Source organism: Paraburkholderia sediminicola (assembly GCF_046027825.1).
In the GTDB taxonomy this organism is placed as follows: Bacteria; Pseudomonadota; Gammaproteobacteria; order Burkholderiales; family Burkholderiaceae; genus Paraburkholderia; species Paraburkholderia sediminicola_D.
Genome location: NZ_JAQQDU010000043.1, coordinates 47,454 through 72,001, shown reverse-complemented (window position 1 = coordinate 72,001; position 24,548 = coordinate 47,454). Strand labels below are relative to the sequence as shown.

Below are 24,548 nucleotides of genomic sequence, written 5' to 3'. Positions count from 1 at the left end.
TTCGGCGGGTGCACACTGTCCGCTAACGAGAACGTAGAAGGGCTGTTAAGGGTAATGCACCGTCGCCGCGAACGTCCGCTCGGAGAAAAGTTGAGTGGCTCTTCAGGGTCGCGTGCAGCCGATCGCAGCCGTGCAAGGTCGAAGCAGGTATGCCAATCGCATGCGGCAACTCCAGGTCACTTTGAGACACTCGCCCGCACCGCTTAAACTGTTGACAATCATTGCGCGCTGACACGCGCCGAACAAAATGAGCTCAATTGAATTGTTGAGACCTACGACCGCATTGCTGCCGGGCTACGTTTCGGCCCTTAAGGCCGGATGGTCACCTGACAACGTTCGTAAGGAAGTCGCTGCACGTGAACAGTTGCATGCTATCGAAGTGGATGCGGAGGCATTTGTAGACGGTTTGGATGATCCAACCGCATTGGGCGGCGCGATTCCTCTGCCCGATGGCTCGACGGTCGCCCGTCTGCCCAGCATGGTCCGATGGATTCGGGACGGCGATGTCAGCGGCGCAATAGGATTTCGTTGGCAGGCTGGAACTGCGGAATTGCCGCCGTATGCACTCGGACATATCAGACTGTCGGACTCAGTTCGGCCATCTCGAGACGTTCGACACAGCCAGCTGGATCATTTTAAATCGACAACCGGGTAGCAATGCGACCTCCATGGGAACTGCAACTTTCGATAGGAAAGGCCGGGCGTGATAAAAGCAATATTCTTTGATTACGATGGCGTACTGACGACTGATAAGACCGGCTCGCTCACGACGAACCGGTACCTGAGCAAAATGGCCGCCGTCGAGTACGAAACGGTTCAAAAGGCTTTTTCAAAATACAATCAAGAGTTGCTTGTCGGGAAAATCACGCATAGGGAGATTTGGGACGCCGTCTGCGGGGCCATGCATTGCGAGATCGATTTTTCTTTGCTCGAACAGGCGTTCCTGAGTACTCCGGCAAATGATGCCATGCTCGCACTTGCGCGCAGATTGAAGCCAAAATACGCTATCGGAATCATCACGGATAACAAAAAAGATAGGATCGACTGCTTGAGGAAGTCTCAAGATCTCGATGCGTTGTTCAGCCCGATAATTGTGTCTGCCGAGTTTGGCTCCGGCAAGGACAACGCGGCAGTGTTTGAGTGTGCTTTGCGTTGTCTCGACTTACGACCGGAAGAGAGTCTCTTCGTCGATAACAATCTAGACAATTTGATTGCACCCAAGGCGCTCGGCATGAGCGTCATCTTTCACGACGATGAAAATAACGATGTGGGCAAGCTGGCGGCGCAGCTCACGGAGGAATTTCTCATCCGACTGGACTAGCAGACCGATCATCCTTGACGCTTGTGCCCCACGAGCACACCCGGGGCGAGCGTACCGAAACTGATAACGCGCCAGATCCAGCTCGCAGCAGCCCGGTGTAGCGTCACGTCGAAACCAGCGGCGCGCAGGCGACGCATGTACTGGGGTAGGTGACGGATATCGCTGATCAGCACCTGGCCGGATGGCTTGAGCACTCGTGCGATCTCATCGATCGCCTTGTCACGGCCAACGGCATCGTAGACATTATGGATCGCGGTAGAAGAGACCACTGTGTCGATGGAATGATCGGGGAGGGGAAGCGCGCGCATATCCGCGGTGACGATCTCGATGAGTTGATCCACGCTTTCGCGTCGGGCGTTGATCATCAGGGCCTCTGGGCTGTTTCCACTCAAGTCGACCTGTTGCCAGATATCCGCCGCTAGTACATTTCCTTTCGGCGCACGCAGGGCGGCACCCACGGCCATGAGACCACGCCCGCAGCCGATATCCAGGCCCTTTTCTTGCCCCGTCCAGCGCAGCACATCCAGCAATTTTTCGCGCTCCCGCAGCTTGCCGTAGGCGCTGCTCCAAAGCATCCACAACGCCCCAAAGCTGAAGAAGGACGCGGGCCAGGCCATGCCATCGACGATGATCGGCATCCAGCTTGCGAAGCTCAGCGCAAACAACAACCAGCACGCCGTGGCTGCGAGGGCGAGATTGCGGACGACGTAGGGGGCGTCGAGGCCATAGGGAAACTGCTCTTTCATCACCATTCTCCAGCTTGTAACGGTCAAGTTGAAGGTCCGTTACGCGGGGTGATCCGGCACGGACGCGAGTCAGTGCGGAATAATCCCGAGCAACAAATGGAGCATCGTTGTCAGTAACTCTCTGTAACCCGCCGACCTGTACTCTTGTCAACGCTACTGCGTTTTTTACCGTTCCTGAAGGCGAGAACTGAACTCGCGTCTATCGAGCCCATTGTGCTCTGTCGACAACCTCGGAGGAGCCCCGCCTTGTATCTTTTTCGCCGCTTCGTCTACGCCCTACCCATCGTTCTGGTCATCGCGTCCATGCCTGCCGTCTCTGGAAGTGAGCAGGGCGCAAATCCCGTATTCTCCGCTACGGGACCAGACGCGCTTGAATACGGAGAGAAGTTGGGCTATCCGGTCGGCTCGCCCTTGTTACATCAACCGAACATGGTCGGGAATTACTCTCACTTCGACAGCTTGCATCCATCCCATCTCGTAGCAAAGGCCGGAACCCCCTCGACGCTTGAGCGTGCGCCGGCCGAAGTGAGCGTGACTTACAAGTACGACAATCAAGACCTGACAATAAAGGACTACCTGGCGCGCAATCCGACAACCGGTTTGTTAATCGCGCGGAACAACTCAATCGTGTTTGAACACTACCAGTACGGCCGCACCGATCAGGATCGCTTCATGTCTGACTCGATGGCAAAGACGTTCGTGTCAATGCTTGTTGGTGTCGCGATCGCAGAACACAAAATATCGTCGATCGATGATACGGTCCAGACGTATGTGCCGGAACTCCAGCATACCGTTATGGGAACCGTACCCATTCGCGCGCTGCTGCACATGGCGTCCGGTATTGCATTCGCGCAAAACTACTCTGACTCGGACGACGACGCGACATTTCACCGCTTACTTTTTTCATCCGTTGGCCCCGGCCCCATCGCGACGATCAGGCGATTCAATACGCGTATCGCAGAACCGGATAATGTGTTCAGTTACGCCAGCCTCGACACTGAAGTGTTAGGTCTTGTTCTGACCCATGCCACCGGTATGAGTCTTGCCGATTATTTGCAAAGCCGTATCTGGCAACCCATGGGAGCTGAGGCCGACGCGCGATGGATCACCGACAACACAGGCCAGGAAGTTGCCTCCTGCTGTTTCGACTCCACGTTGAGAGACTATGCCCGATTTGGGCTGCTGCTCGCGCACGACGGTGCGTTCAATGGCCGCCAGATTATCCCGCGTCAGTGGGTACTGGATGCTACAAAGCCGGCCACTCCGGGATCTTTTCTCGCGTTGGGCAAGGGGAATCATCCGGGTGGTTACGGATACCAAGTCTGGTTGTTACCCGGTCCGGGCGGTGCGTTCGCCTTGGAAGGCATCCACGGACAACGCATCTTTGTCGATCCCGAATCTGGTCTTGTCCTCGTACATACCGCGGTTCGCACGCAGGCCGTGGGAGCGCCTGGAGAAGCTGAGCTACTTGTACTTTGGCGCAGTTTGATCAAACAGTACGGGACGGCATCGTCGATGTAGCATAGATTGCCGACAATCAACGGCCGCCTACGACGCTCTCTCCTCAAAGCACCTGAGTTGCTGAGAGGTGGGTCGCCGATAGCTGTCGTCAGCGAACTTAGGGACCGTCTAACACCATAAATTTGCGCTTTTCGTCACGATAGAGGAACCAGCGGGATGAGCTATGACTTGATGGTATTCGCACCCGAGATTGCGCCCAAAGGGGATGCTGCCTTTCTTGAATGGTACCGGGTACAGACCCGTTGGGGCGAAGGGCATTCATATCATGATCCTGAGGTATCCACCCCAAACCTGCGGGCTTGGTTCACGGAAATGATTCAGAAATATCCTTCAATGAACGGACCGCTTGCGCCGCAACCGCTACCTGAAGACGACCCGCGTCTTACAGACTATAGCGTTGGTCGGGAAATCATCTACGCGACATTCGCGTGGTCTGTAGCCGAGGATGCGTATAAAACAATGTTTACGCTCGCGGCCAAGCATAACGTTGGGTTCTTCAATGTTAGCTCCGACAAAGGCGAGGTATGGCGTCCGAACGGAAAGGGTGGACTGGAGCTTGAAAGCAGAAGATAACGGGTGCTTCCTCCGGCGTGCAGCCGTAGACGAGCGGCAGACGCGAGCGGCGAGTGCCGCTTTCGAATAATTCGAGTGGTCGAGTCGGGTCGGCTACGGAAGTTCGCCGTCGGCCCGGGTTCGGCCAATTTGAGACATTCGACGTAGTTGGCTAGATCCCCGACAATCGCCAAATGGTGACCCAATGGTGATTCCGGCGATGTCTGCGTTCATATTCTGCAGGCGCGCAAGGTTCTACGTTGGCCCGAATACTGTCAACGTGCTGTTGATTTCTGCCGCGGGAACCTAGCCACGGTCACCAGCGTGCCTCTGCTACTGCCCCGAGCATCTGCATCAAGCGTGACAAGTCTTAACCTCCCATCCCGTTCTCCTCTGACGAATGATAAAGTCTGGTCGATTTAGTCTCCGCGAGAGAACTATGCCGAATGAATCAATGCGTCTGAGCCCTGCCGGCTGGGCGGATTTGCGCCGTCGCGAAGGTGCTGTGATGAACTACTACAACGATGTAGCGAATAACTGCACCTACGGGGTTGGCACGCTTGCTCATCTGGGATTTTGCACCCCGGATGAACTCCAACGCCCAATATCAGTCGCGCAGGTCAATGCGCAGCTTGCGACGAAGGTCCGACTCACCGAACAGATTGTTCGCCGCAATGTGGGAGATCACGAACTCACACAGGAGCAGTTCGACTCACTGGTGAGCTTCGCCTATAACTCAGGCGAAGGCGGGTCGCGCGACACGTTTGTTGCCGCCAACAGCGGTAACGACAGGCTGGTCGCAAGCAACATGGCACTCTGCGTGTATGTACATCCACACGACGCACAAGGTCACCGTCTGCCACCGCGCCGCGTGACTGGACTTGTCAACCGCCGACGCGAAGAAGCTGCGCCATTCGCTCAGGGGGCGCGATGAAAGTTGCTCTCCTGACTCTCGCACTCGCGTGCTCTACCGCACTGGCTGCCACCGTCGATCCTGCTGACGTCATCTCGCGGCAAAGTGGACTGCCTGCGAGCGAGGTGCAAGGCATGCTGGCGGACTGCGACGCAAACCAGATGAGCTTGAATTTTTGTGCATGGCGCGACAGGGTGGTTGCTGAGCAGAAACTGCAGGATGCCGTCGACGATAAAGCCGCGAAATCCCCGGGCTGCAAAGCACGCCTGGAGAACAAGATCGCTGCATGGAAGAAGCGACGCGATGCGAGTTGCAAGAAGTCCGCTGAGGCAGAAAACGGAGGCGGTTCGATCGTGCCGATGGAGATTGCTGCCTGCGAGGCGGCAGAGACCGACCGCATGACAAAGGTAATCGCATCGATTCACCGATGCAATTGACTGACGAACCGGCGTATAGCTGGTAGCAAGGTTTAGAAGTTGTCCAGCGCTTCAGCCTTGCTTTATAAAGTCAGGCACTCGGTTGTGGGGGTGACCCGTTTCGGTGGACGGTTACGTAGTTGAATTTTGAGCGGATAGATTACCTCCGTTTGAAGAGGGACTGCGAGTTGTCCACGGCCGGTCGGCGGGTCGCCTGTCACGACCACGGCGCCGGCCGGCGGTGGGCAACTCGCATGTGGATGAGGTCGGTTTTTGTGCTGCATACAGCTGTTCGTAAATGATCGGCGAGCGATAGCCGAGCCCGCTGTGAAGGCGAAACGGGTTGTACCACGCCTCCAGGAAGTGGAAGATCTCGCGCCGCGCCTGTTCACGCGTGGCGAAGTGCGAGCGCGCCAGCAGTTCGCATTCAAGGGTGGCGAAGAAGCTTTCGCACATGGCGTTGTCGAAGCAATCCGCTACCGTCCCCATCGACAGACGCACGCCAGCCTCGCGGCAGCGCCGGCCGAAAGTGATCGACGTGTACTGGCAACCCTGGTCGGAGTGGTGGATCACCCCGTTGGGTCGGCGTTGCGCCAACGCCATGTCCAGTGCCCGTATCATCAGTTCGGTGTACAGATGATTTGACATCGACCAGCCGACAATGCGGCGGCTGAACACATCGAGAACCACCGCGAGATACAGGAAGCCCTCGCCGGTCGGCACGTAGGTTGCATCGGCCACCCACAGCCGGTTGGGCGCGTCGGCGCTGAAGTGCCGCTGCACCAGATCGGGAGCCGGCCGCGCGTCGGGCTGGCGCCGCGTGGTGGTGATCCAGCGCCGCCGGCTCACACCGCACAGCCCCGCGATACGCATCAGGCGGGCGACCCGCTTGCGCCCCACATGAACGCCCTGGTGGACCAGTTCGACGTGAATGCGGGGCATCCCATAGGTGCCGCGCGAGCGCGTATGGATCGCCTGAATGCGCGCCAGCAGGTCCGCATCACTGCGTGCCCGCTTCGATGGCCCGCGTCCAAGCCACGCGTAAAAGCCGCTGGTGGAGACCTTCAGCAGCCGCGCCATGGCGGTAATGGGCCAGGTGGCCTGATTCGCTTTCATGAACTCGAACCCTTGTCGGGCACGGTCCCGGTCTCCCGGGCGAACCAGGCCGCCGCTTTTGACAAGATGTCCCGCTCAATCTCCAACTGGCGAACTTTGCGGCGCAGCCGTGTCAGTTCCTCGCGTTCCGTGGTGGTCAGCCCGTCGTGCCGTCTGCCTGCGTCACGATCGGCCTGCGCCACCCAGTTGTAGATGGTTTGCGCGGTCGGCTCGAACTCCTTCTCCAGGTCCTCAGGCCTGCGCCCGGCCTTGACCAGTTCGACCATCTGGACCCGGAATTCCGCCGGGTACGGGGTGCGATGCTTCGCCATGGTGGCACCTCCTGTTCAAAAGGATAGGTGTCCATTTTTGCGGGTCAACTTCATTGTCGGCTTATGTGAGCGAGACATGGGACTGGAACAGGGGCCACCGCTATTCGTCGCAGTTCGGCCAATTTCTGCCGCTCGACGTCGAACGCTAATTCGCTGACAATCTGCCCGCTAACGCAAACGTTGAAAGGACTTAACCGGTCGGTCCGAGACGGTCACCATCGGTCCCCGTGCGGCCTTTATGCAGGCAGCTGAAATCGTTTCAAAAACTACCTCCAGGAAATGCCCCCATGTTTCCCGATCCTTGGCTAGACCGGTGGCTACCATTGATCAAGGCGCGCTCCGGCGAACGGCCCGTGCTTGAGATTGGCTGTGGCTACGGCGACGACACCGCAAGCTTAGCGAAAGCCGGCCTGCGCGTGATCGGCTTTGACATGTCACGCACCTCGGTAACGTCGACCAGGATCAGAGTACCCTCTGCACGCATCGAGCGACGAGACGTTCGTGATCCGCTTCCCGAAGATGCCACGGACCTCGGCGTTGTGTTGGCGAGTCTGTCGCTTCACTACTTTGCCTGGGAAGAAACCGTGTCGATCGTGGATCGCGTGAGATTGGCGCTACGACTGGGTGGAGTGCTGGTATGCCGACTGAACTCCACCGAGGATACAAATTTTGGCGCCGATGGATGCGAGGAAATCGAACCGAACTATTTTCTGGTGAACGGACAACCGAAGCGCTTCTTTGACGAAATCGCGGTGCGTCGACTCTTTGCGGATGGTTGGAACACGATCGCGTTAGAGCGCATCACGACCGACAAATACCAAAAACCCAAAGCCGCTTGGGAAGTAATTCTCGAGCGGGTGCGGTGATCAGTTGCTGAACGGGCATCGGGTGTTCCGAGTAGCTCACTATCTCCGCAGCGAATGAAAGGTAGCTCCTTGCGTAGCTGAATACGCGGGCGTTCGCCACAGCTTTCGAATGACCGCTGTCGCGAAATGTATAGGTGCGCTCCGGGTCGTATTGGGAACGTCGAGATAGAGTCGACATGCCGGGATTAATGCCTGGACACCGACGACAGCTTCCAAAGAACGTCGTTCACGCTTCCGAGCCGCCACAGATCGTGTGGAGCGCTGGACAAACACGCCGCACATGCCATGGCCAAACCGAACAGACTGTGCCGGTCAATCGGTTGAAGCGGCGAAGCAGCGGCCGCACGAACGCGCCTTGCCCAGTCGCAGGCGCCCGGCGCTCACTGTTGCCTCACCACCGCAGTCGCACCGGCAAACCCACAAACCATCGCCAACGTACCGATCGGTCGTCAGCATGCCAAACACCTCACCGCCCCGCAGCGCAGGTGAGCCTGGGCGGGACCGCCACACACGACGCTGCTCGCGGCAGCCACAATCACGCGTTCTGCCGCTTTCTACCGCCGCCAACTCGGCAGTCACGTGGCCGCCGCAACGGCACCTCCAGAGCCACACATCGGCGCCGCGATATTGAAGCGCGACAAGGTAGCCGAAGGTGCGACCAGCGACATCGCGACTAGGCGGAAAGGGCCATTCAGGCGGCAAAGGGGGGCGGATACGCTGATTCACAAAAGGTAAATGGGATTCGGAATCTTACTCTCAAGGCATAAGTGCTGCCCGTCGCTTCGCGGGCGAGGCTCAGGAAGGCGGGGACAGGGTGGCCCCATACAATCGATGAATTGGCACCTCGTTGGAATCCGCTGGTCTGGCAGAATTCAATTGATCTTTGTCGTTATGGCCGCATTATTACAGCATGACAACCCGCCTCTTTCACTTTAGCGATGATCCGAATATAGCGATATTTCATCCGCGCCCAGTTCGTGTCGTGGTTGATCGTCCAGTAGGGCAGGAATGGTTGAATGGACCGCTCGCCTGGGCGACGGATGAGGCACACGAGTTGTTGTACCTCTTTCCCCGAGAGTGCCCACGGATCGTCGTCTGGCCTACGCAGCACACGACGGTAGAGGATCGAGCGGCATGGTTCGGCGAAGCGGCCAACCGTCGCGCGATCGCTCATATTGAGCGCGCCTGGCTGGACCGTCTCACCAGTGGCGTCATCTATCGTTACCGCGTGCCTATCGAGCAGTTCGACGATATGGATGACGTGGGAATGTGGGTTTCGAACACCCCTGTCGTCCCGTCGCAGATGGACGTCCTGGACGACTTGATAGCTGAACTGGAATCGAGGAATGTTGAGCTGCGAATCATGGACTGGACAGTCTCACGCCCCTGAAAGAAATCTGGCAAACGAACCTGCATGCCAGTGGAATCAGATTGCGGAATGCGCAGGGCTGGGGAAAACCGGGCTGGACCCACTCGAAGCCCGGAAGACCCGTTGCCATGAAGTAGCGTGTGAGTTGCGGTCATCGAGACCTTGCGCTTCATCGCAGGCTGCGCCAAAGGCAGTGCAGTGCTATTCGAATACGCGATGCCGCAGTTAATCTTGCCCCCGATAATGCCCATCGCTCTGGAGCAGTTAACGGCGCAATTCGCCGAAATTGGCGAGCCGTGGAAGAGCTTCCTCGAGCCGGCAGTGCTGACCGAGAGGCTGACTACGCTGGGCTTCGGCAGTTGCCGCCGGTTGCGGGGTTCCAGGTGAAGATTGAGATCTGAGGGTTTCTCCTTTGATTAGCCCACGTGTGCCATGGCGCGTGTCGTGCGAACCTGGGGCGGCCGGTCGCGCAGCAGCAGGGGCATCAAACGCCGGTTGGCTGTCTGCGCCGCCCAATCGCAATACGCAGGGCTGCCGAGCACCCAGCCCTTGAGCGTCGACTCCATCAGGTTATTGACCTCGCGTTCGTCGAGCGGTTGTGCGCCCAAATCGCGGTAAGCCTGGTTGCGCTCGAATGGTGTATTGCCGAGCGCCCGGTAGAGTGGATGGTCCCTGATGAAACTATCGACACGCAGCCCGATGTGGTGCGTGTAGCTCGACCACGGGTAGTTTCCCGGCTCGGCTACAAGGCGGTTGCGCACCGGCGCATGATCGATGGCCTGGCTCGCGAGCAGGAAATACCGATCGGGCTCAATCACTGTTGCCCGGTACTCGCCACGCCACACCGTTCCGCGGCGCCCATGGCGGCGGTTGAAGGTCTCGACATAGCGACGGCCGACCGCCTGCATCGCCATGGCCACGCTCGACTCGTATGAAGGCGTGACGAGGAACTGTACCGCGTCGGGCATGAGTACCCACGCGTGGACTGCCAGATCGGCGACGCGCGCTGCGTCTGCCAGGCAGGCGAGGAAGTACCGGTAGTCTCCTTCGTCCAGGAATGCGGGCCCCGTGAGCCCCTGCAAGATAACGTGCTGCGGTTGTTCTGGGACGTAGTGCCGTGCAAGCCGTGTCATGCTGAATTAACCGGAAATCCGATGTGAGAAAGCGATCCGACAGATATCGAACGCGCGACAGTGTGTCACGTGGGTATAGGACGAAATTCTATCGGTCATGTGCGTGCGTTCACATCACAAACAGGCCTTTTTTATGGCCTCTTTTCGCTGATTTGCCGATCGCAACAAGCATCTGTTTTACGCCTCCACTGAATAGTCGCGCTGCGCTATACACCTCCAGGCGCTCTGCCTGCGCGTCATCCGGCACCAATACATCAGGCGCAAGACGGTACAGCGGTCGAAGCGCCTTTGGTCGCTATTTCGCGTCCCACCTGAACCGGTCAATCCTCGCGTAATGGGGTTCGCGAATTTCATCGGTAGGTATCCGAACGATAACGATCGCCTCCAATCCGGGACCTTGGGCAGCGGCCAAGGTCGGGACGGATTCGGCTGTCGTTGTGAGGGGCAATCTGCAGACAAATTGCCGAAGCCCGGAAACCTAATGGGGAAGCGCTGCCTGCTGGGTCACCGAGCCCGTGTTCGCGATCTCGAAGAGCGTCACCCTCTGGTCCGCGTACCAGCGCTTGTAGATGGGGGGGCGAACGCAAGCTGTTGCGTGTACGACGTTTGTTTCTAAGGGTTTGTACTTATTTCTACAACATTATTTTGTTCTGCAAGTACTTAATTGCGAACAGGCCCCAGCCTAGACTGCAAACACTGAAACGCAAACGGGCGTTTGCGGACAAACGAAGTCTGGAGTTAAGCATCATGAAACTCGTTCAATCGCTCATCGTCGTCGCTGCTCTTGCAATTCCGGCTGCCTCATCTTTTGCTCAATCGAACGAAGCGGTCGCTCCGACCAATGTTCAGGCCGTACAAACTAGCGTGAATCCAGGGAGTGACGCTGCGACCGATTTTGGCGGCGTTGCTGACGGTACTTCAGCGTCGGGCAGCCATCATGAACTGCGTTCGTTCGGCACTGCTGTCTCCCACTTGGGACATAAAATTCAAGGCGCTGTTCGCCCGGATCCGAATAATGGAATGAAGCCTGTGTTTTTCGGCGGCGCGTAAATTGGCCGGATTGATTGCAGCTCTGTGTCGTAGATTGAGTGGTGCCTGAACGTCCTTGGTCTGTTGAGGGAAAACCTGCGCCCCCAACGGCGCCGTGAAGGCACTCACTCCTCGCATTTCACATCCTGCTTTCGCACCACGATAATCACCGGGTACGTCCCGTGTTCGAGTTCCACGCGCGCGACTACAGCCATCGTCTCGTTATCGACGTCGTCGTACACGCTGACTTTTTCATGCCGAAGGCTTGTGACACCGGTACAGCCAGACGCGCGCCCCTCGTCGGAGACCTTGCATTGGATCGGGTTGTCCGCAAGGTAGCGATATCGGTCTCTGTCGGGCGTTGCAAGGTATTCACGAAAGCTCTGTGCCGCTCCACCGATGCCGGTGACATACCCAATGGCGCACTCCAGTTTGGGTGTGTCGCTGCCCCCGGATGTTTGGGCTACAGCGGCCGTGCTCGCGGCAGCGATGAGCGCCGCGAGTGTCGATGCAAGAAGGTATCTCATAGCGCACATCGCCGTTGTCAGATCGAAGTGCTGGATTGTAATGGCATCTTGCGCAAGGCGTCTGAGAGCGAAGAAGGGCTGCTATTGCCAGATTCGAAGCGCTGTTCAGGGGCGGCGCAAAGACAGCGCTCCGGAACTTCAAAGGACATGGTGCTATCGCTGGCGCGAGCGTCCACGCGGCTTGATTCCGGGTTGCGAGTCCACGGCGGTGAGGAGATGCTGGCGACCCTCGTCAAGAATTTCATCCGCGAGCGCCGGATCAACGTCTGCAACCGCACGTGAAAGCAGCAGCGTACCGACCATCTGACTGAACAACGTGATCGCCTTCCCGCGGCTGCCTTCGCTGATCCCCTCCGCCTCTTCGATGACCTTGGCGAATTCCTGGAGGTTCGCCGCGAGCCCTTCCGCGTAAGCGCCATGCGCGACGTCGCCGAGCCGGCGGGCGTCGCCGACAAAACCTGACAAGGGGCAACCCGCCTCGATATTCGCGCGATGCTCAGGTGAGAGGTACCACTCGATCCGTTGCCTGACCGGGTTGGCGTCAGCCGACCTGGCGTTGTCGATGATGGAGGCATAAGTCTCCCCACCGTCTTCCATCGCCTTTTCCATCACCGCGGCGACCAGCGCGTCTTTTGATTTGAAGTGGTTGTAGAAACCGCCCTGCGTAAAGCCCGCCGCCTTCATCAGCTCGGCGAGCCCGACCGCATCGACGCCGCGTTCGCGAAACAGCTTCTCGGCGGCGGCCACGATCGCGTGCCGGTTTTCAACCGCCTGTTGCCTGGAAACACCCACTCTTCCTCCCTTCAGCCGACAACGGCCCAATCAGATCCATCGAAAAATACAATGTCGATCACCATTGACATTGGAGGGGCGGGCGCCCACACTCCGTATCAATGACAAGGTCATTCACCATTGTCTTAAGTATAGCCTTCTTTACCTGAACGTCCAGGCCGCAGAGGGCACAACGGTTATCTGACGCCTGACCGCGTCGTCATCTGAATCTTTAAAGAGGGCCTCACCATGACGAAGACAACTCCTGAACAGAACAAGGCGCTCGCGCTGGAAGCATTCGAGACGCTGTTCAATAAACGCGATTACGCGGCAGCCGAGCGCTTCTGGTCCGACCGTTACATTCAGCATAGCGCCCACATTGCGCCGGGACGCGACGGCCTGTTCAACCTGGTTCGCGCGCTGCCTGACACCGCGCGCTATGAGAACCATCTGATGGTGGCCGACGGTGATTATGTCATCGCCCATGGCCGCTTCTCCGGGATCGGCAGACCCGCTGCGTGGATTGCAGCCGACGTCATCCGCTTTGAAGACGGCAAGCTCGCTGAGCACTGGGACGTCCTTCAGGACGAAGCGACTCGCGCCGAATCCTTGAGCGGTCTGCCGATGTTCGGCGACCGGTTCCCCGCCTGACCACGCAAACCTCATTTACAGCAACTTCAACAGGAAACGATCATGAAACTCACTGGAAACACGATCTTCATCACGGGCGGCGGTTCGGGCATTGGCCGCGGGATAGCCGAGGCGCTCCACCAGCGCGGCAACAAGGTCATCATCAGCGGCCGCCGGCGCAGCCATCTCGACGAGGTGGTGGCGGCGAATCCCGGTATGGCTGCCATCGAGCTCGACATTGCCGACCCGGCCAGCATCGAGAAGGTAGCGGCGAAACTTATCGCTGACTATCCCGACCTCAACGTGCTGATCAACAACGCCGGGATCATGCAGCCTGACCAGGCGGGTGGCCACATCGACGACGCGCTGATGGTGTCCACCATCACGACCAACCTGATGGGGCCGATCCGCATGACGTCGGCACTGATCGATCATCTCAAGACCCGGAACGACGCGGTCGTCGCCTACACCAGCTCGGTCCTGGCTTTCGTGCCACTGGCTGCGACTGCCGTGTACTCGTCGACCAAGGCGGCATTGCATTCGTACGTTCTGTCGCAACGCTTCGTGCTGCGGGATACGAAGGTTCGCGTACTCGAGATCGCACCGCCCTGGGTGCGCACGGACCTGATGAACAGCCGCGAGGCCGAACAGGCGATGCCGCTTGATGCGTTCATCGACGAAACGATCGCTGTTCTCGGAACCAACGCAGATGAGATTCTGGTTGAAGGCGCGAAGCTGTTCCGCGGCAACCCGGGGCCCGGTGAACACGACCTGGTCAACGGCTTCAATGCACAGATGGCGGAAGTGTTTGGCGGGTGATTCACTGCCTGCCGGATACGTGATACAGGCGACCTCTGAGCAGAACAGGTCGCTCGTGATGGAAGCGTTCGACATCCTTGCCGCACGAGCGGGGACTATGTTGATGCCGGGCGCTTCTCGTATTTAGCCCGGATGGTCGGCTGTGGCGGCACGACCATTCCGGGCATTTGTTCTGGATTACTTTCTATACTCCGCGAATGGCCGCCTCGGTGTGAATCCTCCGATTGGGCGATAGCCGAGTAGTCCGCGGAAATCGCCATTGCGGGCACTGTCGACACATTTTCGAATCGACGTCAACGAAGTAGCGCGTTGAAAAGACAACATCGTCTGAACCAAAACTTTCCGCGCCTTACCGATGACCGAGATGGGCGGGGAATCGCCCCCTTACCAGGCATTTGGAAGTATTGCCATCACTTACTCTGATTGCTCAACTCGTAAGGAGATCAAGCATCATGAGCATACAAAGTGTAAGTGGTTCGCAAACGAGCACGAACCTGCTTTCTGTCGGCACGACTCGTCGCTCGGCTGGCGGCGGCTGCGAAGCGGCGTCGTCCTCGTCGTCCTCTTCAACCAGTTCGACGGACTCAAACCCGCTGTTGTCGGCACTCGAGGCGGCGTTGTCGGCGCTGGGGATCAGCAGCACGTCGTCGACCACCGCTACCTCGGGTACGTCGAGCACGACGGCTTCTTCGAGCTCGTCCAGCACGGCAGCTTCTTCCACCGCCTCCACGAGCGATGCGACGTCAACCAGTTCGGTTTCCGGCGCGCTGCAGGCTTTTCTCGGGGCGCTGTTTCAGACACTCGGGTCGCTTCAGCAACCGGGCAGTAGTGACGGCTTCACGTCTAACAGCACGAGCAGCTCGACGAACTCGATAGCGACTTCTTCCTATGGGGATATTGGCGGGGCGCTGAATGCGCTCGCACAGCAACTCGGGTCTGGCAGCACGACGAGTTCGAGTGCTGCGTCCACGACCTCGGATGCAAGTAGCGATTCTTCTTCGTCTTCTTCGCAGACGTCGACGCTGCAGACGGATTTTCAGGCGCTGTTGAGCTCACTCGGCGATAGCAACTCGGGCACGTCGTTGCAGTCGTTTGTGCAGACGCTCGCGAATAACCTCAAAGGAAACTCGCATATGCCGACGGTTGGGAGCTTAGTGTCGACCACGGCTTAAGGTAACGAAAGTACAGGCCGTTTTCCGTCCTTCCTGATGACGCCATCAGGAAGGACGGCGGCCAAACGCGTCTGGACGCGATGCCACACGGTGATCGTTGTCGCGTATCCGTGGCCATAGCGATTCAGCGCGTGCAGGTCGCTCATCGTAGTCGATACGTCTACAAAATCATCCCGCCAGCCATCGTTGCTCAAGCCATCCGTTCTTGTCCTGCCACCAACAACCGAAAGCACGTTTCACATTGTGGAATTCGGTTCAAATTTCCGCAGCTTCACCTTCCCGCGCCTTGAAAACATGTTTCACATCGCAATAATCATTTTGTATCTCATTGAAAAATAAGAGAAAAGTATGTCATATGTCTTATATAAGACTGTGATGCAGCGCGTCAAAACGGTCCTACAATTTAGTCATGCAGTTCGCTTCGAAACACGTGGCGGCACACGCAACTATTTCTCAAATGCGCTTTGCTCTTAGGAGATACACATGACCCAATATCAAGACGACATCAAGGCAGTTGCTGGTTTGAAGGAGAAACAAGGCAGCGCGTGGCATGCCATCAATCCCGAGTCTGCCGCACGCATGCGTGCCCAGAACAAGTTCAAAACGGGCTTGGACATCGCCAGGTATACGGCCGGGATCATGCGCGCCGACATGGCCGCCTACGATGCCGACTCGTCCAAGTACACCCAGTCGCTGGGCTGCTGGCACGGCTTCATCGGTCAGCAGAAGATGATCTCGATCAAGAAGCACTTCAACAACACCGACCGCCGCTACCTTTACCTCTCCGGCTGGATGGTGGCCGCGCTGCGCTCCGAGTTCGGTCCGCTGCCGGACCAGTCGATGCACGAAAAAACCTCGGTCAGCGCGCTGATCCGCGAGCTGTACACCTTCCTGCGCCAGGCCGACGCCCGTGAACTGGGCGGCCTGTTCCGTCAATTGGACGCGGCCGAAGGCCCTGCCAAGGCCGCCATCCAGGAAAAAATCGACAACCACGTCACGCACGTCGTGCCTATCATCGCCGACATCGACGCGGGTTTCGGCAACGCCGAAGCCACCTACCTGCTGGCCAAGCAATTTATCGAAGCGGGCGCGTGCTGCATTCAGATCGAAAACCAGGTGTCGGACGAGAAGCAGTGCGGCCACCAGGATGGCAAAGTCACCGTGCCGCACGAGGACTTCCTGGCCAAGATCCGCGCGATCCGCTACGCCTTCCTGGAACTGGGCGTGGACGACGGCATCATCGTGGCGCGTACCGACTCGCTGGGCGCAGGCCTCACCAAGCAGATCGCCGTGACCAACACGCCGGGCGACCTGGGCGACCAATACAATTTCTTCCTCGATTGCGACGAAATATCGGCCGACGCACTGGGCAATGGTGACGTCGTCATCAAGCGCGAGGGCAAGCTGCTGCGTCCCAAGCGCCTGCCTAGCAACCTGTTCCAGTTCCGCGCCGGCACGGGCGAAGCGCGCTGCGTGCTGGATTGCGTCACCGCGCTGCAAAACGGCGCTGACCTGCTGTGGATCGAAACCGAAAAACCGCATATCGCCCAGATCGGCGGCATGGTCAGCGAGATTCGCAAAGTCATCCCGAACGCCAAGCTGGTGTACAACAACAGCCCGTCGTTCAACTGGACTTTGAACTTCCGCCAGCAGGTGTATGACGCGATGAAGGCCGCAGGCAAGGATGTGTCCGCCTACGACCGCGCCCAGTTGATGAGCGTGGAATACGATCAGACCGAATTGGCGACCGTCGCCGACGAAAAGATCCGCACCTTCCAGGCCGACTCGGCGCGCGAAGCAGGTATCTTCCACCACCTGATTACGCTGCCGACCTACCACACGGCCGCACTGTCGACCGACAACCTGGCCCGCGAATACTTCGGCGACCAGGGCATGCTGGGTTATGTGGCTGGCGTGCAGCGTAAGGAAATCCGTCAGGGCATCGCCTGCGTCAAGCACCAGAACATGTCCGGCTCGGACATCGGCGACGACCACAAGGATTATTTCAGCGGCGAAGCGGCCCTGAAAGCGGCGGGTAAAGACAACACCATGAACCAGTTCTGATACCCGTCATACCCCAAGCAAAACGCCAACCCACAGGTTGGCGTTTTTTTATCCGGCGAGATCCTACCCACGCCGGTTTCTTCCGCCTCTCAAACCTCTTAACCCTCTCAACCCTCGCAGGCCGCTGACGCTCCTCACATCTCTGATGTCTCCCACGCTCCGGACGTCGGGCACATCACGTCTTTCGAGTGCGCCTCGCAGCACCCGCATGCCTCGTGGATCTCGCGCACCGCGTTTGCCACGAAGAAGGCCCGATCGAGCAATGGCTACAGCGACCCAGCAAGCCACACAGATCAACACGACAACATCCGTCGAAAAACTCATTCTTTCGCAATTCTTTCATTTTTTGCCGGTGCCTACGTGATCGACAAGGTTACCGTCAAAACATCGCCCTTCGCGCAAGAGAATAAAATCTGGACCTGGTCGAGTTCAGCCTTTGAGCAGTTTCGCCGTGATACCGCCAATCAGCGTATTGAAAGCAGACAACTTGCCTCTCAAAACTCTATGAAAACGTTCATATCCGCCGTTCTGTTGTGCCTGGCTACGACAATCGCGCACGCCGCGGGAATAAAGTTCGTTCAAATTCCGCCTGATGCCAACGGCCCGGCGTTAAGAGCGATGGTGTGGACGCCGTGCGCAGAGCCCTCCCAGGAAGTACCGATCGGGCCATATGTCCTGAAGGGGCGGCGCGACTGTCCGACCGTGGGCGATAAGCTTCCCCTGGTTGTCATTTCACACGGCCATGGCGGATCATTCCTTGGCCACCATGATCTTGCCGAGACGCTTGCCGACGCGGGCTTTGTCGTAGCCGCAATCAATCATCCAGGCGATACATTCTCCGATTCGAGTCGCGCGGGCGAGATGTCTGAGTTCGTCGAGCGACCGACCGACATAAAACGTCTTATCGATTACATGTTGAGCGCCGCGCCCGACGCAGCCAGAATCGACCCGGAACGGATAGGTTTTTTTGGCTTTTCGCGTGGCGGCTACACGGGGCTGGTGCTGGCCGGCGGCAACCCGGATTTCCTGCACGCCGATGTTCCCTGCCCGGAACCCGCCCCGATTTGCGGCCAGATCCGACGCGGAGAGGTACCCACCGATCCTCTGACGCATGACGCGCGGATCAAAGCCTTTGTCATCGCGGACCCGCTCAATGTATTCCCAACCGCGGAGAGCCTGAACAATGTGAAAGCGCCAATTCAGCTTTGGGCGTCTCAGTTCGGCGGCGATGGCGTGCTGCCGCACAACGCTCCCGCACTCGCCAACGCCCTTCCTCACAGACCTGACTATCACCTTGTTTCCAACTCAGCGCATTTCGCCTTTCTTGCACCATGCTCCGAGGCGATGAAGAACGATGAGCCGGAACTCTGCGTAGATGCGAACGGCTTCGACCGCATAGCCTTTCACAAGCAGCTTGACGACATGGCGCTGACGTTTTTTCAAGCGAATCTTCGGTAGATTCCAACCTGATCCGCCAGACCGCACGTGTTAGATAGGTCGGCGCGGCGAGCGGCCATTGCACCTTGAAAGCTGCTGATCGTGCCGTGAAGCAGAACATAGTGAGCGGTCGATTCAGAGGCCCCGAAACAGTTGCGCGCACATGAAATCGACGAACACCCTAAGCTTCGGCGACAACTGCCGACTCGATGGCCATAGGATCGAGAACTGTCCTGGCGCAATCCGAAGCTCGTCGAGCAGCGTCGTGAGCTGGCCTGTCGCGAGCGCGTCGCGTACCAGAAAGTCCGGCATATACCCAATGCCGAAGTCCGCGATGACAGCTGCGCGCAGCGCCTCCATATTGTTGCAGGTCATCCCGGTGCGCAGGTTTGCAGGCTCACTGCCATCCGCCAACAGTTCCCACGGCTGGAGCTTGCCCGTTGTGGGAAAACGGTAGCGCACGCACGCATGCTCTTCCAGGTCGCGCAGCGTGCGCGGCGCGTCAGCCTGCGCGAGATAGCCAGGTGAAGCGCACAGCAAGAAGCGGAATGCGCCGAGACGGCGTGACATCAGGCTCGAATCGGTCAGTGCGCCGCTGCGAATGACGGCGTCGAAACCGCCTTCAACGACGTCCACGAGCCGGTCGTTGAAATCCAGATCCAGTTCGACATCCGGATAGCGCCGCGTGAATTCCGGCAGCACGGGCAACAGGAATCGATAGCCGATCGCGGGCAGGCTGACGCGCAGCTTGCCGCGTGGCGTTTGTGCCGCCTCTGACAGCACGGCCTGGGCATCGCGTAAGTCTTCCAGTATCCGGTGACAGCGATCGTAGAAGTGACGCCCCTCATCAGTGAGCGTGACCTTTCGTGTGGTGCGGTGAAAGAGCCGCACGCCGAGCGATTGCTCCAGCTTGGCAATCGTCTTGCCGACCGCCGACGCCGAGACGCCAAGCTTCTGGCCGGCGGCGACGAAGCTAAGCGCTTCCGCCGTGCGCACAAAGGCGACGATTCCGTTGAGGTTTTCCATCCCGCTACGACACCCATCAAGACGACTGAATTCAGGAATTTAACTCCTTTATCAGCGGAATTCCACGGGGTTTTTCTCCGATTGAATCCGGATTATCGTTGATCGCTCTGCCGGGTAGTGCGCGTCCAGGAGGCGTAACGCGGACCGGCTTCCTTTGGGGAGCGTCGATGAGCCACACTTTTTCTTCCGTTTCATTGGGGCGGCCGGTCGCCATTCTCACGGCCGTTTGTCTTGCTGCGCTCGCGTTGCCGCTCAGTTTTTCGGCGGGCGCGCTGGCAACACCCGCGATCGGCCGGGAACTCGCGGGTGGCCCGGTCGAGATGAACTGGATCACGAACGCGTTCATGTTGACCTTTGGTAGCTTGCTGATGGCGGCGGGGGCGCTCGCGGACCGGTTTGGACGCAAGCGCCTGTTTGCGATCGGCGTAAGCGGATTCGCGCTGGTCTCGCTGTTGCTCGGCTTCGCGCCGTCGATCCTGGTTGTCGACCTGCTGCGTGCGATGCAGGGCGTTGCTGCGGCGGCTGCGCTGGCGGGTGGGACGGCGGCCCTCGCACAGGAGTTCGATGGCCGCGCGCGTACCCGGGCATTCAGTCTGCTCGGCACGACCTTCGGGCTTGGGCTTGCATTCGGGCCCGTGCTGGCGGGTTTCATGATCGAGCGCTTCGGTTGGCGAGCGATCTTCGCGACGGGTGCCGTAGTGGGCGCCCTGTCGCTGTTGTTTGGCGTGCCACAGATGCGAGAATCGCGCGACCCGAACGCGCAGCGCATCGACTGGGCGGGAATCGCAACGTTTACCGGCGCGTTGTCGTGCTTCACGTTCGGCGTGATCCAGTCCTCGGAGAGCGGCTGGTCGAACCCGCTCGTCGTCGGATTCCTGTTGGGCGCGGCACTGCTGGCCGCCGCGTTCTGGGTCATCGAAACACGCGTCGCGCGGCCCATGCTTGATCTGTCATTGTTCCGCTATCCGCGTTTTGTCGGCGTGCAAGTACTGCCGATCGCGACCTGCTACTGCTATATCGTGCTGCTCGTCGTGCTGCCGCTGCGTTTCGTCGGGGTCGACGGCGACAGCGAGATCGACGCGGGCTGGCTGATGCTCGTGCTGTCCGCACCGATGCTCGTCGTGCCGCTCGCCGCCGCGATGCTAACGCGCTGGATGTCCGCCGGGGTCATCTCGGGCATCGGCCTGTTGATCGCCACGGCCGGACTGTACTGGCTGACCATTGTGTTGGGCGGCGGCGCGAGCCATGCTGTCATCGCGCCGTTGCTCACCATCGGTGTTGGGGCAGGGATGCCTTGGGGATTGATGGACGGACTGTCGGTGAGCGTCGTGCCGAAGGAGCGTGCCGGGATGGCGACAGGTATCTTCAGCACCACGCGTGTGGCAGGCGAATGCATTGCACTCGCAACGGTCAGCGCAATTCTGGCCGCACTGACGCAGGCGCGCGTGCAGTCGACCCTGGGACACCAGGCCCTATCCGCCGACGTGGCCGAAGCCGCAGCGCGACTTGCTGCAGGCGATCTCAATCGAGCCTCGACACTTCTTCCGGACGTGCCTCGCGCAGCGTTGCTGCATATCTATGCCGACGCATTCGGTCTTTTGCTCGGTGGGCTGACTGTGGTCACGCTGCTGTGCGCGATTGCGGCGTTCGTGATCCTTGGCCGCACGCGTGCTGACGAGGATTCGTCGGTGGATCGCGAAAGGCGTTCACGCGTGATGACGAGTGATCGCGAACACGCCTGACTTGTCGTCAGTTAAAAAAAGGCCGCAGACGGTGCTGCGGCGAACAAACACACACGCCGAACGTTGGGGACGCTGACGTGTGTGTTCATGCTATCCAAGCTCGCTGCGGGTGCAAATCGGGTATTTCGTATGAAGTGTTCGGCCGCCTTGCCGAGGCTTGCAGGACGTGCCTGTTGCCATACCTGTGCCGAATGGACGTCGCGAAAACGCCACAGGATCGCGCATCGCGAACTTCTACCGGGCTGTCATACCGTGGTCGCGGGTGTGCCGGGGTTCAGCTTGTCCAGCGTGATCGGCAGGCTTCGGACCCGCATGCGATATTGAGGGACGCGTACGGCCGCATCGAGATGACCTGCTAGTGCGGCAGGGTTCCAACTGAACCCGGATCGGCGAGCCATTGTGAGATGGTGGACAGCACCTGCGTCTCGATGCCTAAAAAGCCATGCGGCGACTTCGCCCCGCATTCATCGGCGCGAACCCTGCCGCGCTCGCTGCTTGATACCGCCAGGAACTGAAACCGGTTGTCCTCAGCGAGCGTACGGGCCGCGCTAAACGGTGAAACCCGACATCCGTCATTTTCGTTCGACACCACCAGGACCGGTGTAGCGCCCACGTCCCAATGCATGCCAGAAAGTCCAGACTCGCCACGCGTGCCGATCGTGACGGGCGAGGTCAGGACATACGCGTCGGCCAGCCGTGGTTCCCGGTGGAGCACATTGCCAACCGAAATCGTGCCCCGACTGGTACCCACCAGAGCGATCTTTGCGGCAGGAAAGCTTTGCCGGAGAGCAGCGACAACGACGTGTATGTCCTGAGCGTGCGCTTCGCTTAGACGGAACGCGTCATTCATGCCGGATGATTGATCCGATGGCGCATCGACGATAGCAGACGCATCGCCCGCGGAAGTCCAGTATCCAGCGGTCCGAACGAGGAAGTTTCCCTTCATTGTCGTCGGACCGGCCTCGTCAAGAGCGACCACACCGTCATCTCCGGCAAACAATACGATGACCCATGGCGGAGCATTGGCTGGCTGCTCGATGAAGATAGCCTGGGTCTGTGGCCCCCGGACTGGTACCTTCGTCAGTTCACCTGAATACGCCGGTAAAGCGGTGATGACCGTGCATGCGAACGCGCACACTGAGACCGCGAATCCAAGCAACGGTTTCCAGGGCCTGTCGTTGAAACAGGTCAGTGGCCTTGCACGTGTGGCGTTCGTATTGCGCATTCTGAAGACCGCATGATTATTCCATTCACAGCATACGTGAGTTGGATATGGGGGGGCAGCAGCAATAACCTGCAATGAAGCACAGGTTTGGCCATCTGGTCTCGTTTTTTTGTCGGGCAATAATAACTTCGCTGGATGGTCTCGTGAATGACAACGGCGAACTTGCGACGGCGCCCATCGTGCGTGGGAATAGGCGCATGGCTTGCGCCAGCACGCATCTCGATCAGGGTTAACCCATTCGAATCGATGCGGCAAAGCGCATACAGTTTTCTTACATACCCACTGGCTTCAGACGCGGAGGCATCTCCACCCAGGAGTGCCCAGCGGTGTTTCCTCAGTTCCACGAACTCAAAGGAGATGACAGATGGAAATCCGCGATCCTTCCCCCGGCCTTTACAACGAAGATCTCGCGCCTGCAAGGCAGCGCAACTGGGGCGCCTTCAGCATCTTCAATGTCTGGACCTCGGACGTGCACAGCCTCTGGGGCTACTACCTCGCCGCCAGCCTGTTCCTGCTGTGCGGCAGCTTTATCAACTTCGTGCTGGCGATCGGGCTCAGCTCGCTGGTGATCTTCGCGCTCATGAACCTGATCGGCTACGCCGGCGAGAAGACCGGCGTGCCTTATCCGGTGCTGGCACGCGCCTCCTTTGGCGTGTGGGGCGCCAACCTGGCAGCCATGGTTCGCGCCGTGGTGGCCTGCTTCTGGTACGGCGCGCAGACGGCGGCCGCCTCGGGTGCGATGGTCGCGCTGCTGGTCCGCAACGACAGCCTGATGGCATTCCACAAGGACACGCAAGTGCTCGGCCACTCGGGGCTGGAGGTGATCTGCTACGTGGTCATCTGGGCGCTGCAGTTGCTCATCATCCAGAAGGGCATGGAGACAGTGCGCAAATTCCAGGACTGGGCCGGTCCCGCAGTGTGGGTCGCGATGCTGATCCTGGCGATCGGCCTGTGCGTCAAGGCAGGCGGCTTCTCGTTTTCCCATGGCATTCCGATGGACGTGCTGCTCCAGAAGACGGGCGACGCCGGCGTGAGCGGCGAGCCAGGCTCGTTCTGGGCGCTGATGGCCGTGGGCGCGACCTGGATCACCTATTTCGCGGCGCTATACCTGAACTTTTGCGACTTCTCTCGCTATGCGAAAAACCGCGACGCAGTGAAGAAGGGCAATCTGTGGGGCCTGCCGGTCAACCTGATCGCGTTCTCGCTGGTCGCTGGCGTCACCACCATCGCCGCCTTCAAGGTGTATGGCGAAGTGCTGCTCCACCCCGAACAGATCTCGGCCAAGTTCGACAGCTGGGTGCTGGCGCTCATCGCGGCGCTGACCTTCGCAATCGCCACGCTGGGTATTAACGTGGTGGCCAACTTTGTCTCGGCCGCGTTCGACATCTCCAACACGTTCCCCAAGCAGATCAGCTTCAAGAAGGGGGGCTACATCGCCGCGGCCATCGCGCTGGTGCTCTATCCGTTCGCACCGTGGGAGGGCAACGCCGCGCACTTCGTCAACGGCATCGGCGCCACGATGGGCCCGCTGCTGGGGATCATTCTGGTGGACTACTACCTGGTGGCCAAGGGCAACATCAACATCGCGGCGCTCTATCAGGAGCACGGTGAGTACCGCTACGAAGGCGGCTGGAATGTCAACGCGCTGGTCTCCGCGGCGGTCGGCAGCGTGTTCTCGACCTTCCTGCCAAACTTCACCAACCTGCTGCCGGTCTGGTGGAATACCTATGGGTGGTTCTTTGGCGTGGTGATCGGCGGTGGCATGTACCTGATCATGGCGACGCTGCGGCCGCGTACCGCGATCGCACCGACCGGCGCTTGAGGGTTTTCCAGTGGAGCGGG

22 protein-coding genes and 2 pseudogenes are annotated in these 24,548 nt (G+C 59.1%); 17 read left to right on the top strand and 7 right to left on the bottom strand.

The window, feature by feature from the left end; translation table 11 throughout:
- The first annotated feature begins 247 nt into the window (after positions 1-247).
- Together PQQ96_RS22995 and PQQ96_RS22990 are read left to right on the top strand one after the other, a co-directional pair.
- Positions 248-655: a hypothetical protein gene (locus PQQ96_RS22995; RefSeq protein ID WP_408296958.1), complete on the top strand. Its 408-nt coding sequence runs from the start codon at positions 248-250 to the stop codon at positions 653-655.
- Positions 656-703: 48 nt separating this feature from the next.
- Entirely contained in the window at positions 704-1,321 is a 618-nt protein-coding gene (locus PQQ96_RS22990; protein WP_408296956.1) for an HAD family hydrolase, read from the top strand.
- An 8-nt stretch (positions 1,322-1,329) separates the two neighbouring features.
- Here the strand turns inward: PQQ96_RS22990 and PQQ96_RS22985 are convergent, their stop codons facing one another.
- Entirely contained in the window at positions 1,330-2,067 is a 738-nt protein-coding gene (locus PQQ96_RS22985) for a class I SAM-dependent methyltransferase (protein WP_408296955.1), read from the bottom strand.
- A 246-nt stretch (positions 2,068-2,313) separates the two neighbouring features.
- Here PQQ96_RS22985 and PQQ96_RS22980 point away from each other — a divergent pair, with 246 nt between their 5' ends.
- The 4 genes from PQQ96_RS22980 to PQQ96_RS22965 all read left to right on the top strand — a co-directional run bounded on the left by PQQ96_RS22980 (position 2,314) and on the right by PQQ96_RS22965 (position 5,490).
- Entirely contained in the window at positions 2,314-3,588 is a 1,275-nt protein-coding gene (locus PQQ96_RS22980; RefSeq protein WP_408296953.1) for a serine hydrolase domain-containing protein, read from the top strand.
- Between the two features lie 156 nt (positions 3,589-3,744).
- Positions 3,745-4,161 (top strand): hypothetical protein, encoded by a 417-nt coding sequence (locus PQQ96_RS22975; protein WP_408296951.1) that lies wholly within the window; start codon positions 3,745-3,747, stop codon positions 4,159-4,161.
- Positions 4,162-4,579: 418 nt separating this feature from the next.
- Positions 4,580-5,074: a lysozyme gene (locus PQQ96_RS22970; RefSeq protein ID WP_408296949.1), complete on the top strand. Its 495-nt coding sequence runs from the start codon at positions 4,580-4,582 to the stop codon at positions 5,072-5,074.
- Between the two features lie 113 nt (positions 5,075-5,187).
- Positions 5,188-5,490 carry a lysozyme inhibitor LprI family protein gene (locus PQQ96_RS22965; protein ID WP_408296948.1) on the top strand — a complete coding sequence of 101 codons (303 nt, stop codon included), beginning with the start codon at positions 5,188-5,190 and terminating at the stop codon, positions 5,488-5,490.
- A gap of 255 nt (positions 5,491-5,745) precedes the next feature.
- Here PQQ96_RS22965 and PQQ96_RS22960 read toward each other — a convergent pair.
- A pseudogene (locus PQQ96_RS22960) lies at positions 5,746-6,896 on the bottom strand (IS3 family transposase); the annotation flags it as partial.
- A 287-nt stretch (positions 6,897-7,183) separates the two neighbouring features.
- Between PQQ96_RS22960 and PQQ96_RS22955 the strand changes: the two are divergent.
- The 3 genes and pseudogenes from PQQ96_RS22955 to PQQ96_RS22945 all read left to right on the top strand — a co-directional run.
- Positions 7,184-7,762 (top strand): class I SAM-dependent methyltransferase, encoded by a 579-nt coding sequence (locus PQQ96_RS22955; protein WP_408296946.1) that lies wholly within the window; start codon positions 7,184-7,186, stop codon positions 7,760-7,762.
- 910 nt (positions 7,763-8,672) lie between these two features.
- A complete protein-coding gene (locus PQQ96_RS22950) occupies positions 8,673-9,152 on the top strand; it encodes a DUF6886 family protein (RefSeq protein WP_408296944.1) in 480 nt (159 codons plus the stop codon).
- A gap of 126 nt (positions 9,153-9,278) precedes the next feature.
- Positions 9,279-9,491, top strand: a pseudogene (locus PQQ96_RS22945) (SAM-dependent methyltransferase); the annotation flags it as partial.
- Between the two features lie 56 nt (positions 9,492-9,547).
- Here PQQ96_RS22945 and PQQ96_RS22940 read toward each other — a convergent pair.
- On the bottom strand, positions 9,548-10,264 hold the full coding sequence (locus PQQ96_RS22940) for a transposase (protein ID WP_408296942.1): 717 nt from the start codon (positions 10,262-10,264) through the stop codon (positions 9,548-9,550).
- Between the two features lie 747 nt (positions 10,265-11,011).
- Between PQQ96_RS22940 and PQQ96_RS22935 the strand changes: the two genes are divergently transcribed.
- On the top strand, positions 11,012-11,314 hold the full coding sequence (locus PQQ96_RS22935; protein ID WP_408296941.1) for a hypothetical protein: 303 nt from the start codon (positions 11,012-11,014) through the stop codon (positions 11,312-11,314).
- Between the two features lie 104 nt (positions 11,315-11,418).
- Here PQQ96_RS22935 and PQQ96_RS22930 read toward each other — a convergent pair whose 3' ends face one another.
- Positions 11,419-11,820 carry a hypothetical protein gene (locus tag PQQ96_RS22930; RefSeq protein ID WP_408296939.1) on the bottom strand — a complete coding sequence of 134 codons (402 nt, stop codon included), beginning with the start codon at positions 11,818-11,820 and terminating at the stop codon, positions 11,419-11,421.
- A gap of 153 nt (positions 11,821-11,973) precedes the next feature.
- Positions 11,974-12,612 carry a TetR/AcrR family transcriptional regulator gene (locus PQQ96_RS22925; RefSeq protein WP_408296937.1) on the bottom strand — a complete coding sequence of 213 codons (639 nt, stop codon included), beginning with the start codon at positions 12,610-12,612 and terminating at the stop codon, positions 11,974-11,976.
- A 228-nt stretch (positions 12,613-12,840) separates the two neighbouring features.
- On the opposite strand from PQQ96_RS22925, the gene PQQ96_RS22920 reads away from it, so the two are divergent.
- The 5 genes from PQQ96_RS22920 to PQQ96_RS22900 all read left to right on the top strand — a co-directional run bounded on the left by PQQ96_RS22920 (position 12,841) and on the right by PQQ96_RS22900 (position 18,734).
- A complete protein-coding gene (locus PQQ96_RS22920; protein WP_408296935.1) occupies positions 12,841-13,242 on the top strand; it encodes a nuclear transport factor 2 family protein in 402 nt (133 codons plus the stop codon).
- Positions 13,243-13,284: 42 nt separating this feature from the next.
- Positions 13,285-14,040 carry an SDR family oxidoreductase gene (locus PQQ96_RS22915; protein ID WP_408296933.1) on the top strand — a complete coding sequence of 252 codons (756 nt, stop codon included), beginning with the start codon at positions 13,285-13,287 and terminating at the stop codon, positions 14,038-14,040.
- Between the two features lie 452 nt (positions 14,041-14,492).
- Complete coding sequence (locus PQQ96_RS22910; RefSeq protein ID WP_408296931.1) at positions 14,493-15,212, top strand: hypothetical protein; 720 nt, start codon at positions 14,493-14,495, stop codon at positions 15,210-15,212.
- 483 nt (positions 15,213-15,695) lie between these two features.
- On the top strand, positions 15,696-17,276 hold the full coding sequence (locus PQQ96_RS22905) for an isocitrate lyase (RefSeq protein WP_408296930.1): 1,581 nt from the start codon (positions 15,696-15,698) through the stop codon (positions 17,274-17,276).
- A gap of 504 nt (positions 17,277-17,780) precedes the next feature.
- Complete coding sequence (locus PQQ96_RS22900) at positions 17,781-18,734, top strand: alpha/beta hydrolase family protein (protein WP_408296964.1); 954 nt, start codon at positions 17,781-17,783, stop codon at positions 18,732-18,734.
- 114 nt (positions 18,735-18,848) lie between these two features.
- On the opposite strand, the gene PQQ96_RS22895 is transcribed toward PQQ96_RS22900, so the two are convergent.
- Positions 18,849-19,739 (bottom strand): LysR family transcriptional regulator, encoded by an 891-nt coding sequence (locus tag PQQ96_RS22895; RefSeq protein ID WP_408296928.1) that lies wholly within the window; start codon positions 19,737-19,739, stop codon positions 18,849-18,851.
- 167 nt (positions 19,740-19,906) lie between these two features.
- Between PQQ96_RS22895 and PQQ96_RS22890 the strand changes: the two genes are divergently transcribed.
- Entirely contained in the window at positions 19,907-21,481 is a 1,575-nt protein-coding gene (locus PQQ96_RS22890; RefSeq protein WP_408296926.1) for an MFS transporter, read from the top strand.
- Positions 21,482-21,836: 355 nt separating this feature from the next.
- On the opposite strand, the gene PQQ96_RS22885 is transcribed toward PQQ96_RS22890, so the two are convergent.
- On the bottom strand, positions 21,837-22,706 hold the full coding sequence (locus PQQ96_RS22885; RefSeq protein WP_408296924.1) for an alpha/beta hydrolase: 870 nt from the start codon (positions 22,704-22,706) through the stop codon (positions 21,837-21,839).
- Positions 22,707-23,070: 364 nt separating this feature from the next.
- Here PQQ96_RS22885 and PQQ96_RS22880 point away from each other — a divergent pair, with 364 nt between their 5' ends.
- A complete protein-coding gene (locus PQQ96_RS22880; RefSeq protein WP_408296922.1) occupies positions 23,071-24,528 on the top strand; it encodes an NCS1 family nucleobase:cation symporter-1 in 1,458 nt (485 codons plus the stop codon).
- Positions 24,529-24,548: the final 20 nt, after the last annotated feature.

Coding starts and splice junctions, on each gene's coding strand:
- PQQ96_RS22905 (WP_408296930.1), top strand. CDS start 15,696: ATGACCCAATATCAAGACGACATCAAGGCAGTTGCTGGTTTGAAGGAG.
- PQQ96_RS22975 (WP_408296951.1), top strand. CDS start 3,745: ATGAGCTATGACTTGATGGTATTCGCACCCGAGATTGCGCCCAAAGGG.
- PQQ96_RS22965 (WP_408296948.1), top strand. CDS start 5,188: ATGCTGGCGGACTGCGACGCAAACCAGATGAGCTTGAATTTTTGTGCA.
- PQQ96_RS22955 (WP_408296946.1), top strand. CDS start 7,184: ATGTTTCCCGATCCTTGGCTAGACCGGTGGCTACCATTGATCAAGGCG.
- PQQ96_RS22890 (WP_408296926.1), top strand. CDS start 19,907: ATGAGCCACACTTTTTCTTCCGTTTCATTGGGGCGGCCGGTCGCCATT.
- PQQ96_RS22880 (WP_408296922.1), top strand. CDS start 23,071: ATGGAAATCCGCGATCCTTCCCCCGGCCTTTACAACGAAGATCTCGCG.
- PQQ96_RS22985 (WP_408296955.1), bottom strand. CDS start 2,067: ATGAAAGAGCAGTTTCCCTATGGCCTCGACGCCCCCTACGTCGTCCGC.
- PQQ96_RS22920 (WP_408296935.1), top strand. CDS start 12,841: ATGACGAAGACAACTCCTGAACAGAACAAGGCGCTCGCGCTGGAAGCA.
- PQQ96_RS22885 (WP_408296924.1), bottom strand. CDS start 22,706: ATGCGCAATACGAACGCCACACGTGCAAGGCCACTGACCTGTTTCAAC.
- PQQ96_RS22950 (WP_408296944.1), top strand. CDS start 8,673: ATGACAACCCGCCTCTTTCACTTTAGCGATGATCCGAATATAGCGATA.
- PQQ96_RS22895 (WP_408296928.1), bottom strand. CDS start 19,739: ATGGAAAACCTCAACGGAATCGTCGCCTTTGTGCGCACGGCGGAAGCG.
- PQQ96_RS22995 (WP_408296958.1), top strand. CDS start 248: ATGAGCTCAATTGAATTGTTGAGACCTACGACCGCATTGCTGCCGGGC.
- PQQ96_RS22940 (WP_408296942.1), bottom strand. CDS start 10,264: ATGACACGGCTTGCACGGCACTACGTCCCAGAACAACCGCAGCACGTT.
- PQQ96_RS22930 (WP_408296939.1), bottom strand. CDS start 11,820: ATGAGATACCTTCTTGCATCGACACTCGCGGCGCTCATCGCTGCCGCG.
- PQQ96_RS22970 (WP_408296949.1), top strand. CDS start 4,580: ATGCCGAATGAATCAATGCGTCTGAGCCCTGCCGGCTGGGCGGATTTG.
- PQQ96_RS22910 (WP_408296931.1), top strand. CDS start 14,493: ATGAGCATACAAAGTGTAAGTGGTTCGCAAACGAGCACGAACCTGCTT.
- PQQ96_RS22915 (WP_408296933.1), top strand. CDS start 13,285: ATGAAACTCACTGGAAACACGATCTTCATCACGGGCGGCGGTTCGGGC.
- PQQ96_RS22935 (WP_408296941.1), top strand. CDS start 11,012: ATGAAACTCGTTCAATCGCTCATCGTCGTCGCTGCTCTTGCAATTCCG.
- PQQ96_RS22900 (WP_408296964.1), top strand. CDS start 17,781: ATGAAAACGTTCATATCCGCCGTTCTGTTGTGCCTGGCTACGACAATC.